Annotated in this window: 12 protein-coding genes and 1 tRNA gene; 6 read left to right on the top strand and 7 right to left on the bottom strand. The window is 70.6% G+C overall.

Going from position 1 to position 13,391, the window contains the following annotated elements; genetic code table 11:
• Nucleotides 1-29 precede the first annotated feature (29 nt).
• The gene (locus tag AC0L6F_RS04330; protein WP_473539282.1) at nucleotides 30-608 is read right to left on the bottom strand and encodes a hypothetical protein; all 579 of its coding nucleotides are present in this window, start codon (nucleotides 606-608) and stop codon (nucleotides 30-32) included.
• 155 nt (nucleotides 609-763) lie between these two features.
• On the opposite strand from AC0L6F_RS04330, the gene AC0L6F_RS04325 reads away from it, so the two are divergent.
• Entirely contained in the window at nucleotides 764-3,082 is a 2,319-nt protein-coding gene (locus AC0L6F_RS04325) for an FdhF/YdeP family oxidoreductase (RefSeq protein ID WP_473539280.1), read from the top strand.
• 13 nt (nucleotides 3,083-3,095) lie between these two features.
• Here the strand turns inward: AC0L6F_RS04325 and AC0L6F_RS04320 are convergent, their stop codons facing one another.
• Both AC0L6F_RS04320 and AC0L6F_RS04315 read right to left on the bottom strand, forming a co-directional pair.
• A complete protein-coding gene (locus AC0L6F_RS04320; protein WP_473539279.1) occupies nucleotides 3,096-4,940 on the bottom strand; it encodes an ABC-F family ATP-binding cassette domain-containing protein in 1,845 nt (614 codons plus the stop codon).
• A 117-nt stretch (nucleotides 4,941-5,057) separates the two neighbouring features.
• Entirely contained in the window at nucleotides 5,058-5,234 is a 177-nt protein-coding gene (locus AC0L6F_RS04315) for a hypothetical protein (protein ID WP_259612211.1), read from the bottom strand.
• Nucleotides 5,235-5,298: 64 nt separating this feature from the next.
• On the opposite strand from AC0L6F_RS04315, the gene AC0L6F_RS04310 reads away from it, so the two are divergent.
• Entirely contained in the window at nucleotides 5,299-5,946 is a 648-nt protein-coding gene (locus AC0L6F_RS04310) for a flavin reductase family protein (protein ID WP_473539278.1), read from the top strand.
• A 6-nt stretch (nucleotides 5,947-5,952) separates the two neighbouring features.
• Here AC0L6F_RS04310 and AC0L6F_RS04305 read toward each other — a convergent pair whose 3' ends face one another.
• Entirely contained in the window at nucleotides 5,953-6,450 is a 498-nt protein-coding gene (locus tag AC0L6F_RS04305; protein ID WP_274637998.1) for a MarR family winged helix-turn-helix transcriptional regulator, read from the bottom strand.
• A gap of 71 nt (nucleotides 6,451-6,521) precedes the next feature.
• On the opposite strand from AC0L6F_RS04305, the gene AC0L6F_RS04300 reads away from it, so the two are divergent.
• From AC0L6F_RS04300 to AC0L6F_RS04285, 4 genes are all read left to right on the top strand, one after another.
• Nucleotides 6,522-6,593 (top strand) — tRNA-Gln (locus AC0L6F_RS04300).
• 1 nt (nucleotide 6,594) lies between these two features.
• A complete protein-coding gene (gene glmU / locus AC0L6F_RS04295; RefSeq protein ID WP_473539277.1) occupies nucleotides 6,595-8,064 on the top strand; it encodes a bifunctional UDP-N-acetylglucosamine diphosphorylase/glucosamine-1-phosphate N-acetyltransferase GlmU in 1,470 nt (489 codons plus the stop codon).
• Nucleotides 8,039-9,073: a ribose-phosphate diphosphokinase gene (locus AC0L6F_RS04290; RefSeq protein ID WP_274638000.1), complete on the top strand. Its 1,035-nt coding sequence runs from the start codon at nucleotides 8,039-8,041 to the stop codon at nucleotides 9,071-9,073. Before glmU ends, AC0L6F_RS04290 begins: the two co-directional genes overlap by 26 nt.
• Nucleotides 9,074-9,083: 10 nt before the next feature.
• Nucleotides 9,084-10,649: a flavodoxin reductase gene (locus AC0L6F_RS04285; protein WP_473539276.1), complete on the top strand. Its 1,566-nt coding sequence runs from the start codon at nucleotides 9,084-9,086 to the stop codon at nucleotides 10,647-10,649.
• On the opposite strand, the gene AC0L6F_RS04280 is transcribed toward AC0L6F_RS04285, so the two are convergent.
• The 3 genes from AC0L6F_RS04280 to AC0L6F_RS04270 all read right to left on the bottom strand — a co-directional run bounded on the left by AC0L6F_RS04280 (nucleotide 10,643) and on the right by AC0L6F_RS04270 (nucleotide 13,369).
• Complete coding sequence (locus AC0L6F_RS04280) at nucleotides 10,643-12,094, bottom strand: HAMP domain-containing sensor histidine kinase (RefSeq protein WP_274638547.1); 1,452 nt, start codon at nucleotides 12,092-12,094, stop codon at nucleotides 10,643-10,645. The genes AC0L6F_RS04285 and AC0L6F_RS04280 overlap by 7 nt on opposite strands.
• A 29-nt stretch (nucleotides 12,095-12,123) precedes the next feature.
• Entirely contained in the window at nucleotides 12,124-12,858 is a 735-nt protein-coding gene (locus AC0L6F_RS04275; RefSeq protein ID WP_274638001.1) for a response regulator transcription factor, read from the bottom strand.
• A gap of 79 nt (nucleotides 12,859-12,937) precedes the next feature.
• Nucleotides 12,938-13,369 carry a VanZ family protein gene (locus tag AC0L6F_RS04270; RefSeq protein ID WP_274638002.1) on the bottom strand — a complete coding sequence of 144 codons (432 nt, stop codon included), beginning with the start codon at nucleotides 13,367-13,369 and terminating at the stop codon, nucleotides 12,938-12,940.
• Nucleotides 13,370-13,391: the final 22 nt, after the last annotated feature.

Here is a 13,391-nt window from a genome sequence, read left to right as displayed (position 1 = left end):
GGCGACGGCGGCGATGGGCATGCGGCCGGTCAGACCGCCAGCGACCAGCCGAGGGAGTAGTCGAACGCCACGGCGACCATCAGGTACATCAGCCACAGCCCGGTCAGGGTGTGCCAGAGGCCCAGCGCGCGCTCGCCCCACGTCATCCCGATCGCGGCGAAGAAGTCCGACAGGTAGATCAGCGCCAGCCCGACGAACAGCAGGCCGACCGGCCAGTCCCCGGCGACGAAGAACACCACCAGGCCGACGACCGAGATGATGAAGAACGCGACGCACATGCCCGCGTTCGGGCGCGGGTCGTTTCCGCGGTAGCGGTTGTAGCCGATCGCGAACCAGTGGATGCCGTACGCCGAGAAGGCCAGAGCCGCCATGTACAGCGGCGGTTCCTTGAACACCTGGAACCAGGTGAGGCCGATGAACAGGATCAGCCCGGTCACGAATTGGCAGAAGCCGGGCAACCAGATGCCCCAGACGCCGGTGGCGCGATCGACCCGCTCGTCTCTTCGCGGCCATCCGAACAGCTCCTGCGGGCCGTAGATGAGGTAGCCGGTTCCGAGGCCGAAGAAGCCGAGGGCCAGGGGTGGGAACATCGACACTGCGAACTGCATGATGAACCTTCTTAGATCTTCGTGAGGTTCCCCTTGCCCTCATCGTGTCCTCACCCGGACCGAAGTTCAAGGACCCGCGGGCAGGGGTTGCGGGTTGTCGCACTCAGGCGTAAGCCTGGGAGCAGTGACGAACCCGTGCATGGAGGAAGTGCGCCATGACCAGTGAACAGGCAGCGACCGAGCGGAAGGTCGACGACCGGGAGCACCTCCAGATCGCCCCGCCGAAGACGTGGGCCGCCGGCATCCCCGGCATCCTGTACTCGGTGGGACCGGCCGCGAGGGACATGGGCGTCTCGCGTGCGGCGAAGCTGCTCACCTCGATGAACCACAAGGACGGCTTCGACTGCATGAGCTGTGCGTGGCCGGATCCCGACCATCGCAAGGTCGCGGAGTTCTGCGAGAACGGGGCGAAGGCCGTCACCTGGGAGGCGACGCCGGTCACCGTCCCGAGCGGGTTCTGGCGCGAGCATCCGATCTCGGTGCTGAAAGAGGAGTCCGAGTACTGGCTCGGGATGCAGGGCCGGCTGGTCGAGCCCGTCTACAAGGCCGCCGACAGCGACCGCTACGAGCCGGTCGGGTGGGACGAGGCGTTCCGGATCGTGTCCGAGAAGCTGCGCGGGCTCGACTCGCCGGACCAGGCCGCGTTCTACACGAGCGGGCGCACCTCGAACGAGGCCGCGTTCGCCTATCAGCTGTTCGCGCGGACGTTCGGCACGAACAACCTGCCCGACTGCTCGAACATGTGCCATGAATCCACCGGTGCGGCCCTCGGCGAGACGATCGGAGTGGGCAAGTGCACGATCACCTACGACGACTTCGCCAAGGCCGACCTGATCATCATCATGGGCCAGAACCCCGGCACGAACCACCCGCGCATGCTGACCGCCCTGGAAGAGGCCAAGCAGGCCGGAGCGACCATCGTCGCCGTGAACCCGATGCCCGAAGCCGGGCTGATGCGGTACAAGAACCCGCAGAAGATCGGCGGATGGATCGGCAAGGGCACGGGGCTGGCCGACGACTACCTGCAGATCCGTCTCGCCGGCGACCAGGCGCTGATGCAGGCGGTCGCCAAGCGCGTGCTCCAGGCCGAAGAGGCCGAGCCCGGCACAGTGCTGGATCACGACTTCATCGACCGGTACTGCCACGGGTTCGACGAGTTCGCGCAGAGCCTGCGCAGCCTGGACGAGGTCGAGGTGCTGCGGGCGACCGGGCTCACCGCCGGCGAGATCGGCGGCCTGGCCGACCGGTACATCCGGGCCGACCGCGTGATCATCACCTGGGCGATGGGGCTGACCCAGCACAAGCGGGCCGTTGCCACCATCAAGGACATCATGAACCTGCTGCTGCTGCGCGGGAACATCGGCAAGCCCGGTGCGGGTGCCTCGCCGATCCGCGGGCACAGCAACGTGCAGGGGGACCGCACGATGGGCATCTGGGAGAAGATGCCGCCGGCGTTCCTGGACAAGCTGCAGGAGGAGTTCGGCTTCGATCCGCCGCGCGAGAACGGCGTGGACAGCGTCGACGGCATCCGCGCCCTCGCCGACGGGCGGATCAAGGTGTGGGTGGCCCTGGGCGGCAACCTCGTCTCCGCGGTCTCCGACACGCATGCGGCCGAAGAGGCGATGCAGAAGGCCGAGCTGACGGTGCAGATCTCCACGAAGCTGAACCGGTCGCACGCCGTCGTCGGTCGCGAGGCGCTCATCCTTCCGACCATGGGGCGCACCGAGATCGACCGTCAGGCGTCGGGGGAGCAGTTCGTCTCGGTCGAGGACACGGTGTGCGCGGTGCATCCCTCCTGGGGCAAGGTCGAACCGGTCGCCCCGCACCTGCTGAGCGAGATCGCGATCATCAGCCGGCTGGCCCAGGCCACGCTCGGCCACACGGTGAACGTCGACTGGGCCGGCTTCGAGCACGACTACGACACGATCCGCGAGCACATCTCGCACGTGGTCCCCGGCTGCGAGGACTACAACGCGAAGATCCGGCACGAGGGCGGTTTCGTGCTGCCGCACGGTCCGCGCGATTCGCGCACGTTCCCCACCGCCACCGGCAAGGCCATGTTCACCGTGAACCGGTTGGATGTCGTGGACTGCCCGCCCGGTCGGCTGCTGCTGCAGACCGTGCGCGCGCACGACCAGTTCAACACGACGATCTACAGCCTGAACGACCGGTACCGCGGAGTGAAGAAGGGACGGGACGTCATCTTCGTGAACCCGCTCGACATCGCCGAGCTCGGCCTGCGCGACGGCCAGCGGGTCGACGTGCACGGCGAGTTCAGCGACGGGGTCGACCGGGTCGTGCGCGCGTTCCGGCTCGTGTCCTATCCGACGGCGCGCGGCTGCGCGGCGGCCTACTTCCCCGAGGCGAACCCTCTGGTGCCGCTCGGCGCGACCGCCGAGGTCAGCAACACCCCGGCCTCGAAGTCGGTGGTGATCCGGATCGAGCCGGCCGCGCAGACGGCGGTGGTGGCCTGAGCGTCGACCCGACTCAGCCCTCGAGGCGCTCGGACAGCTCGAGCCAGCGCTCCTCGAGCGTCGCGCACTCACCGGTGAGCGCGTCGCGCTGACCCTGCAGTCGGATCAGCGCGTCGTAGTCGTCGTGGGATGCTGCGAGCTGCTGGTCGAGTGCGGCGATCTCCTGCTGCAGCCGGTGCAGCCGCCGGTCGATCGCGGACACCTCCTTCTCGGCGGTGCGGCGGTCGGCCCCGGCAAGGGCCGGAGCGGATGCCGAAGCGGATGCCGAAGCCGCGGCATCCGGTCTCGCCGGCGCCGCGGACCGGTGCGAGCGCTGCGCGGCGCGCTGGTCGGTCCGCAGTCGCAGGTATTCGTCCACACCCCCGGGCAGATGCCGGAACCGACCGTCGAGGATGGCGTACTGCTGGTCGGTGACGCGTTCCACGAAGTAGCGGTCGTGCGAGACGACCAGGAGCGTCCCCGGCCACGAGTCCAGCAGCTCCTCCATCGCGGCGAGCATGTCGGTGTCCAGATCGTTGGTCGGCTCGTCCAGAATGAGCACGTTCGGCTGGCTCAGCAGCACGAGCAGCAGCTGCAGCCGGCGCTTCTGGCCGCCGGACAGGTCCTTCACCGGAGTGGACAGCTGCACGCTGGAAAAGCCCATCCGCTCCAGCAGCTGTCCGGGAGTGAGCTCGGTCGCCTTCGATCCGGCGCCGAACGTGTAGGTGGTCCGCAGCCCTTCCAGCACCACCCGCACGGGCTTGTGCAGGTGCGGATCCAACTCGTCCATCCGCTGCGAGAGCGCCGCGACCTGCACGGTCTTGCCGCGCTTGACCCGACCGCCGGTGGGGATGACGGTGCCCTCGACCAGGCCGAGCAGGGTGGATTTGCCCGCGCCGTTCACACCCAGGATGCCGGTGCGCTCACCGGGGGCGATGCGCCATTCCACCTGGTGCAGCACCTCGCGTTCGGCGCCGCTGTCGGGGTCGGGGTAGGCGACCGACGCGTCCAGCAGGTCGACGACGTCCTTGCCCAGACGCGAGACGGCGAGGGCGCGCAGCGCCACCTCGTCCCGCAGCGGCGGGACGTCGGCGATCAGCTCGTTGGCCGCGTCGATCCGGAATTTCGGCTTGGAGGTGCGGGCGGGAGCGCCGCGGCGCAGCCAGGCCAGCTCGCGGCGTGCGAGGTTCTGCCGCCGCTGCTCGATCGCGGCCGCCTGCCGGTCGCGCTCGACGCGCTGCAGGATGTAGGCGGCATAGCCGCCCTCGAACGGCTCGACCAGCCGGTCGTGCACCTCCCAGGTCGCGGTGCACACCTCATCCAGGAACCAGCGGTCGTGAGTGACCACCAGCAGGGCGCCCGAGCCCGACGGCCAGCGGCGCTTGACGTGCCCGGCCAGCCAGGCGATGCCCTCGACATCGAGGTGGTTGGTGGGCTCGTCCAGGGCGATGACGTCCAGGTCCTGGGCCAGCAGCGCCGCCAACGCCACCCGGCGACGCTGGCCGCCGGACAACGAGCCGATCCGGCCCTGCCAGTCCAGATCGCCGAGCAGACCGGCGATGACGTCGCGGACGCGGGCGTCTCCGGCCCAGACGTGCTCGGGGATCTCGCCGACGACCGCGCGCGACACGGTGTCGTCGTCGTCCAGCGTGTCGTGCTGCTCGAGTGCGCCGATGCGCACGCCGCCGCGGGTGGTGACCTGCCCGGAGTCGGGCTCGATCCGGCCGGTGAGCATGGCCAGCAGGCTGGACTTGCCGTCGCCGTTGCGGCCCACGATGCCGATCCGGTCGCCCTCGTCGACGCCGAGGGTGACGGAATCGAACACGATCCGGGTGGGGTACTCGAGGTGCAGGGTCTGTGCCCCGAGAAGATGCGCCATATCCGTTCCAGGCTACGGCACGGGTTCGATGCCCACCCGCACGGTGTCGCCGAGATCGACGCCCTCGCTCTGCCGGCGGAACAGCGTCGCCTCGAACTCGTAGCGGATGCCGTCCATTCAGACGTCGCCCTCGCGCCGGGTGCCGCCGCACCGCCAGCAGGCCGTCCCCGGCGGACCTTCGATCATCGCGCCGCAGTCCGCGCACAGGCTCGGCAGCCAGCACGCCGCATCGCCGCCGACCGGCTCGGTCGACGCGTCCGGCGGCGGCCGCAGCATCCCGTCGTCGTGGTCCATGGCTTCATCCTGCCACCGCGTCACACGCGGCCGGACGATCCGGCGGCGCTGATACGTTCGGATCATGACCGCCGAGCAGCCCGCCTCCGCGCCGGCCGCCACGCACGTGGTCGCCCGCCCCCATGTCCTGTACGTGGGAACGCCGGCATACCTGATCGGCTCGGTCAACGCCGACGGCTCGGCCAATCTCGCCGCCGCGTCGTCGCACTGGGCGCTGGGCGACATGCTGTGCCTGGGGATCGAGGCCGACGGGCAGACCGCGCTGAACATGGCCGAGCGTCCGGACATCACCGTGAACTTCCCGTCGCCGGCGCTGTGGCCGGCGCTCGTGCGCCTGTCGCGGCTGACCGGGCGCGACCCGGTGCCGGCGGCCAAGGCCCAGCGCTATGCGTTCGCGCGCGACAAGTTCACGGCCGCGCACCTGACACCTCAGTCGTCGGACCGGGTGGCGGCGCCGCGGGTGCAGGAGTGCCTGCTGCAGTTCGAGGCGGTCGTGCGCCGGATGACCCCGGGCCTGGACGGCGGATACTTCATGGTCGAGGCCGAGGTGGTGCGCGTGCACGCCGACCCCGCGATCGTGGACGGCGACGAGATCGACCCGCGGCTGTGGCATCCGCTGGTCTACGCGTTCCGCCACTTCTTCGATCGCGGTGACGAGGTCGGCTGGCTGCCCTCGAGCCGGCTCGCGCCGCACCCGCCGATCATCGACTGAGCCGGCTCAGACGTCGAAGCTGAGACTGAGCTTGCGCAGCAGAGCGGCCAGCCGCTCGCGGTCGGTGCGCGAGAGCCGGGACAGGAGCACGGCCTCGGCGTCCACCAGACGCGTGATCGCGGCATCCACGCGCGTCTTGCCGTCGTCGCTGAGCACCACCAGGATGCTGCGACCGTCGGCCGGATCGCCCTCGCGCCGCACGAGTCGACGCCCGACGAGGCGGTCGATCCGGTTGGTCATCGTGCCGGACGAGACCAGGGTCTGCTGCAGCAGCTGCTTCGGGGTCAGCCGGAACGGCTCGCCCGCGCGGCGCAGCGCCGACAGCACATCCCACTCCCACGGCTCGAGCTCGCTGCGGCGGAAGGCGTCGCGGCGGGCGCGATCCAGGTGCCGTGAGAGCCGGTCGACCCGCGAGAGCACCTCCAGCGGAGAGAAGTCCAGGTCGGGACGCTGAGAGATCCACGCCTCGACGATCCGGTCGACTTCGTCGGTCTGCGCGGTCATCCTGCCATTATCGGCCAGGCGGCGCACCCGGCGCGATCTGGCAGACTTGACCCCGGTCGCAGTGCGGCCGGTCCGCCGTGGTGTAATGGCAGCACGACAGCCTTTGGAGCTGTTAAGTCCAGGTTCGAGTCCTGGCGGCGGAGCATGTCAGAGAACGCCGATCCTCGTCTTGCCGTCGTCATCCTCGCCGCAGGGCAGGGCACCCGGATGCGCTCCGCGGTCCCGAAGGTGCTGCACCGGATCGGCGGGCGTCCGCTGGTCGGCCACGTGCTGGACACCGCCCGCGCGCTGCACCCCGCCGACGTGCTCGTCGTGGTCCGGCACGAGCGCGACCTCGTCGCGCAGGCGGTGGCGGATGCCGCCCCGGGCACGCGCATCGTCGACCAGGACGCGGTTCCGGGCACCGGGCGCGCGGTCGAGGTCGCACTCGAGGCCATGGGCGGGTTCGACGGGGACGTGCTGGTGCTGTCCGGGGACGTGCCGCTGCTGGATGCCGCGACCCTGACCGCGTTCGTCGCCGAGCATCGCGCGATCGGCGCTTCGGCGACGCTCATGTCGGCCGTCGTGGCCGACGCGCACGGGTACGGGCGGGTCATCCGCGATGCGGACGGCGCGGTCGAGCGCATCGTGGAGCAGAAGGACGCGAGCGCCGAGGAGGCCGCCGGCCGCGAGATCAACGCCGGCGTGTACGTGTTCCGCGCGGACGCACTGCGCACGCACCTGCCGCGGGTGGGCACCGACAACGCACAGGGCGAGAAGTACCTCACCGATGTCGCGGGACTGCTGCGTCGGGCCGGCGCCGTGGTGTCGGCATCCGTCGTGGACGACGTCACCGTCACCTACGGCGTGAACGACCGCGCCCAGCTGTCCGAGGTCGGGCGGCTGCTGAACGCGCGCACCGTGCGGCGGTGGCAGCTGGAGGGCGTGACCGTGATGGACCCGGCCACCACCTGGATCGATGTGACGGCGACGCTCGCACCGGATGTGACACTGCTGCCGGGCACCCAGGTGCTCCGCGCCACGAGCGTGGAGGCCGGCGCCGTGATCGGGCCGGACACCAGCCTCGTCGACTGCGAGGTGGGGGAGCGGGCCACCGTGCGCCGCACCGACGCCACCCTCGCGGTGATCGGGGCCGACGCCACCGTCGGCCCGTTCGCCTATCTGCGTCCGGGCACCGTCCTGGCCGCGAACGGCAAGATCGGCACGTTCGTGGAGACGAAGAACTCCACCATCGGCGCCGGCAGCAAGGTGCCGCACCTCTCGTACATCGGCGACGCCACGATCGGCACGGGCGTCAACCTGGGCGCCGGCGCCATCACCGCGAACTACGACGACGTCGCCAAGCACCGCACCGAGATCGGCGACGAGGTCCACTCCGGCTCGCACAACGTCTTCGTCGCGCCGGTTAGGATCGGAGAAGGCGCGAAGACCGGGGCCGGTGCCGTCATCCGCAAGGATGTTCCTGCCGGAGCCCTGGCACTCAGCGTGGCACCCCAGCGCAACATCGAGGGGTGGGTCGAGAAGAACCGATCGGGCACGGCTGCGGCGGATGTCGCCGCCCGCGCACGGTCCGCACAGAAGGCGGGCGATGAGCCACAAGGACAAGAAGGTTGACCTCGATCGCGTCCGGGGCATAGCGCCGGGTCTGGTCGCCAAGACCAAGAAGCGGCTGGTGGTCGCCTCCGGCCGCTCCAATCCCGCCCTCGCCGCCGAAGTGGCGGCCGCGCTGGGCACCGAGCTGGTGCCCACCGAGTACCGGACGTTCGCCTCGGGGGAGATCCTCACCCGCTTCGAGGTGTCGATCCGAGGCTGCGACGTGTTCCTGGTCCAGTCGTTCGGTCCGCCGGTGAACGAGTGGCTGATGGAGCTGCTGATCATGCTGGATGCTGCCAAGCGGGCCTCTGCGAAGCGCATCACCGTCGTCGCGCCGTACTATCCGTATTCGCGCCAGGACAAGAAGGGGCGCGGTCGCGAGCCGATCAGCGCCCGCCTGGTCGCCGACCTGCTCAAGACGGCGGGCGCGGACCGGGTGATGAGCGTGGACCTGCATGCCGCGCAGATCCAGGGCTTCTTCGACGGGCCGGTGGACCACCTGTTCGCCAAGCCGGTGCTGCTGGATCACTTCGTGCGCACGCTCAGCGAAGAGGACCGCGCGAAGCTCACGGTGGTCTCGCCGGACACCGGCCGGGTGCGCGTTGCCGACCAGTGGTCGGACAGCCTGGACGCGCCGCTGGCGATCATCCACAAGCGCCGCGACCCGAACGTGGCCAACCAGGTCACGGTCAACGAGATCGTCGGCCGCGTCCGCGGCCGCGTCTGCCTGCTCGTGGACGACATGATCGACACCGGCGGCACCATCCTGAAGGCCGCCCAGGCGCTGAAGGAGAACGGGGCCGAGCGGGTCATCGTCGCCGCCACGCATCCCGTGTTCAGCGACCCGGCGGTCCAGCGGCTGCAGGACGACGCGATCGACGAGGTCGTCGTGACCGACACGCTCCCGCTGCCGGCCGACAAGATGTTCCCCGGGCTGCTGGTCCTGCCGATCGCCCCGCTGCTGGCGCGGGCGATCCACGAGGTGTTCGTCGACGGCTCGGTGACGAGCATGTTCGACGGGGCGGCGTGATCCGCCCGTCGTGTTCACGTCGCTGACGGCGCTCTGGAACCGCGGCTTCGCGGTCCTGGGCAAGATCTCGATGTACCGCCTGGCGCTGTACGCGCTGGGCCTGCTCGCCGTCGTGGCGCTGCTGATGTCGCTGCTGGGGCTGGCCGGTCCCGCGCCGCTGGAGCTGCTGGCGACGGCCGTGGTCCTGGTCGTGGTGTGCGCGGCGGTGGATGCCGCATCCCAGCGTCTGCTGCGTCTGCCCTGGCGGGTCGAGTCCTCGCTGATCACCGCGGCGATCCTGCTGTTCGTGCTGCGGCCCACGGTCGATCCGGTCGGTCTGGCCGGCATCGCGATCGCCGGGGCCGTCGCATCCGCCTCGAAGTACCTCCTCGCCTGGCGCGGCCGGCACGTGTTCAATCCCGCGGCGGTGGGGGCCACCGTCCTCACCCTGATCTCGGCGATCAGCGGGGTCTACGCGCTGGGGTGGTCCTCGTGGTGGGTCGGCTCGCCGGTGTTCGGCCCGCTCGTGCTCCTGCTGGGCGTGATCCTGCTGTGGCGCACCGAGAAGCTGCGGGTGATCGCCCTGTTCTGGGTGGTGGCGCTCGTGGTCGGCGTGGTCGCGGCCGCCGTGCAGTACCGGCAGCAGGGCGTGCCGGTGGACGTGTGGACGCTGGTGTGGCAGCAGCTGTGGTCCTCGCCGCTGCTGTTCCTCGGCGCGTTCATGCTGTCCGAGCCGCTGACCCTGCCCCCGCGACGCTGGCAGCAGCTGGTCGTGGCCGCGGTGGTCGGGGTGCTCGTGGGCTGGGCGCCGCTGTTCGGCACGTTCCCGGTGGGCCTCGGCCAGGAGCGGGCGCTGCTGGTGGGCAACCTCATCGCCTTCCTGTTCGCCGTCCGTGCCGCCGTGCGCCTCGTCTTCAAGGGCCGCACGGCGATCACGCCCACGGTGGAGGAGCTGGTCTTCCACGCCGGCCGCGGATTCTCGTTCACCGCGGGCCAGTTCCTCGAACTGGACGTGCCGCATCGCCGCCCGGACGCCCGCGGCACCCGTCGCGAGTTCAGCATCGCCTCGGCCCCCGAGGACCTGCCCACCGTGCGGATCGCGTTCCGGCGCGGATCGCAGTCGACGTACAAGAAGGCGCTGGCGGCGATCACGCCGGGCACGGCGCTGGCGGTCACCGGCGTGTGGGGCGACTTCGTGCTGCCGCGGCATCCCGACAGCCGCATCCTGATGGTGGCGGCCGGCATCGGCGTGACCCCGTTCGTGTCGCAGCTGCGCCATCTGACGCTGACCGGCCGTGCCCGCGACATCATCGTGATCTACGTGGTCTCGGATGCCGCCGAGCTGGCGTTCCGCGACGATCTGGCCGCGACCGGGGTGCGCGTCATCGTCTTCAGCCGCGACGAGCCGGATCGGCTGCCGCCGCAGTGGGAGTGGGCGCGGGGCGTGCGGCTGACCGCCGACGTCCTGCAGCGCACCGTGACCGACCTGGGTGAGCGCCACGCGTACGTGTCCGGCCCGGCGGCGCTGATCGCCGACCTGGCGCCGGCGCTGGAGCGGGCGCGCTCGATCACGACCGACGCGTTCAGCGGCTACTGATCGGCGATCGCCGACGGATCGTCGGGGCGGGCGGGGATCCGCACCTCGAACGTGGTGTCGCCGGGGACGCTGTGCGCGGTGATGGTGCCGTGGTGGGCCGCCACGATGGCCCGCACGATCGACAGGCCCAGCCCCGTTCCGCCGGTCTTCCGGGCGCGGGACCGGTCTGCACGGGCGAACCGCTCGAACAGCTCCGAGGCCACCGACGGGTCGATGCCCGGACCGTCGTCATGCACGCGCAGCACGGCGTCGGCGCCGTCGCGGAGCACGGTGGTGGTCACCTCGCTGCCGGCGGGGGTGTGCGTGCGGGCGTTGGCGAGCAGATTGGCCGCGACCTGGTGCAGACGTGCGGTGTCGCCGGCGACGATCACCGGATCCTCGGTCACCTCGACCCGCCAGTGATGGTCCGGACCGGCGGGGCGCGCGTCCCCGACCGCCTCGACGGCCAGCCGGGTCAGATCGACCGTGTCGAACACCAGCTCCTGTCCCTCGTCCAGGCGTGCCAGCAGCAGGAGATCCTCGACCAGGGCCGTCATCCGCAGGGACTGCGCCTGGATGCGCTCCAGCGCCTGCGAGGTGCCGTCGGTCAGGTCGGGGTCGCGCAGCGACAGCTCGGAGTAGCCGCGGATCGACGCGAGCGGGGTGCGCAGCTCGTGGCTGGCGTCGGCGACGAAGCTGCGCATCCGCTCCTCGTTGTGCTGGCGGGCCTGCAGTGAGGTGCTGACGTGGTCCAGCAGCGTGTTCAGCGCCGCCCCGACGCGCCCGATCTCGGTGCGCTCGTCCACCTGGTCGGCCGGGACGCGCTCCGCGATCGACACATCGCCCTCGGCCATGGGCACGGACGCGACCCGGGTGGCGGTGTCGGCGACCGCACGCAGCGGACGCAGACCCCGCCGGATGACGACGGCGATCGCCGCGGCCAGCAGCAGCAGGCCACCCAGGGTGACCAGCAGGACGGTGGTCAGGATCTGCGCGATCGTCGCGTTGACCTCGCTCAGCGGAAGGCCGCCGGCGATCGCGTAGGCATTGCCGAGGGAGGTGCCGCGCAGACGGTAGGCGCCCAGCGCGTCGATCGACACGGTCGCGGTCTGCTCGTGCTGCAGCGAGACGGCGACCTGCTCCACCTGTCGTGCCGACAGCTGCCGCACGTCGCCGTCTTCGTCGACGTAGGCCCCGTCGGGCGGGCTGCCCGCGGGCTGGGCCACGAGGAGGAAGCCGGGCTGGGGGCGGGAGTTCTGCAGTGTCTCGTACGCCACCATCGAATTGCCGGTCAGCGACGGACGGGGGAGGTTGGGCGCGACCGCCGCGACCGAGTCCCGCACCTTGGTGTCCAGGTTCTGCTGCAGGATGCTGCCCAGGATCGCACTGGTGCCCAGCGCCACGGCCGCCAGGATCAGCGCCACGATGCCGATGACCGTCGCCATCAGGCGGGTCTGCAGACTCATGTGGGCCCGCCGGGATGCGAGCGGAGCGGTCACTGGGGCGCTTTGATCATGTACCCGACGCCGCGCACCGTGTGGATCAGCGGCTCTTCGCCCTGGTCGATCTTCTTGCGCAGATACGAGATGTACAGCTCGACGACGCTGGAGCGGCCGCCGAAGTCGTAGTTCCACACGCGGTCCAGGATCTGGGCCTTCGAGACCACCCGGCGCTGGTTGCGCATGAGATAGCGCAGCAGCTCGAACTCGGTGGCCGTCAGTTCGATCTGTCGGCCGGAGCGCTCGACCTCGTGGCTGTCCTCGTTCAGGGACAGGTCGCCCACGCGCAGGATCGGCTCGGCCTCCACGTCCTGGGCGGTCCCCGAGCGCCGCATCAGCCCGCGCAGCCGCGCCACCACCTCTTCGAGGCTGAACGGCTTGGTGACGTAGTCGTCGCCGCCGGCGGTCAGGCCCGCGACCCGATCGCCGACCGAGTCCTTCGCCGTCAGGAACAGCACCGGGACGTTGTTGCCCGAATGACGCAGCCGCTGCAGCACGCTCATCCCGTCCAGGTCGGGCATCATGATGTCCAGCACCAGGGCGTCCGGCTGGTAGTCGCGGGCGGCCTGCAGCGCTTCGAATCCGGACGCCGCGGTGTGCACGTCCCACCCTTCCATCCGCAGCGCCATGGACAGCAGATCGGTGAGCATCTGCTCGTCGTCGACGACGAGGATGCGCGGGGCGGCGCCGTCCGCGCGGTGGAGGGAGGAACCGGCAGCAGTCATGGTCATGTCTCGATTCTCGTCATCCCGCTGTGAGGGAGCTATGGCTCAGCCTATGGCGATCCTGTGAGTCTCGGAAGGGCCGCGGTCAGGATCTTCGCGGCAGCAGCAGGAACGCCAGCAGCAGCATGAACAGCATCCCCAGGGTGGCTCCGGCGGTGTTGGCGACGATATCGCGCACATCCGGCACGCGCGACGACAGCAGCAGCGCCTGCGCCGACTCGATCGCGCCGCTGACCAGCAGTCCGACCACCGGCGCGGTCCACCAGCCGCGCACGCCGAACCACAGCACGGCGAGGACGCCCAGCGGCACGAACATCACCACGTTCGAGGCGAACTCGACCCGGTCGAACGTGATCCAGGCGGTGGAGGAGTGCTGCGCGAACCACTGCAGCAGGCGATCCAGCCCGTTCGCGATGTCGGCGCCGTACGGCCGCGCGCGCAGCGTCATCCAGCCGACCGCCCACAGGTAGCCGGCCGTCAGTGCGGTCAGCACGAGGCGGGCCGCGGTGCGCTGCACACGCAGGCCGGGAGAGACCCGC

It is taken from the genome of Microbacterium sp. G2-16M (assembly GCF_055809115.1).
Note: the sequence above shows the minus strand (reverse complement) of the source record. Positions and strands in the feature narration are given on the sequence as shown.

What these genes read in the sequence shown, in the direction of transcription:
- AC0L6F_RS04290 (WP_274638000.1), top strand. Translation starts at nt 8,039, where the DNA reads ATGAGCCACAAGGACAAGAAGGTTGACCTCGATCGCGTCCGGGGCATA.
- AC0L6F_RS04275 (WP_274638001.1), bottom strand. Translation starts at nt 12,858, where the DNA reads ATGACCATGACTGCTGCCGGTTCCTCCCTCCACCGCGCGGACGGCGCC.
- AC0L6F_RS04280 (WP_274638547.1), bottom strand. Translation starts at nt 12,094, where the DNA reads ATGAGTCTGCAGACCCGCCTGATGGCGACGGTCATCGGCATCGTGGCG.
- AC0L6F_RS04305 (WP_274637998.1), bottom strand. Translation starts at nt 6,450, where the DNA reads ATGACCGCGCAGACCGACGAAGTCGACCGGATCGTCGAGGCGTGGATC.
- AC0L6F_RS04325 (WP_473539280.1), top strand. Translation starts at nt 764, where the DNA reads ATGACCAGTGAACAGGCAGCGACCGAGCGGAAGGTCGACGACCGGGAG.
- AC0L6F_RS04315 (WP_259612211.1), bottom strand. Translation starts at nt 5,234, where the DNA reads ATGGACCACGACGACGGGATGCTGCGGCCGCCGCCGGACGCGTCGACC.
- AC0L6F_RS04320 (WP_473539279.1), bottom strand. Translation starts at nt 4,940, where the DNA reads ATGGCGCATCTTCTCGGGGCACAGACCCTGCACCTCGAGTACCCCACC.
- glmU (WP_473539277.1), top strand. Translation starts at nt 6,595, where the DNA reads ATGTCAGAGAACGCCGATCCTCGTCTTGCCGTCGTCATCCTCGCCGCA.
- AC0L6F_RS04310 (WP_473539278.1), top strand. Translation starts at nt 5,299, where the DNA reads ATGACCGCCGAGCAGCCCGCCTCCGCGCCGGCCGCCACGCACGTGGTC.
- AC0L6F_RS04330 (WP_473539282.1), bottom strand. Translation starts at nt 608, where the DNA reads ATGCAGTTCGCAGTGTCGATGTTCCCACCCCTGGCCCTCGGCTTCTTC.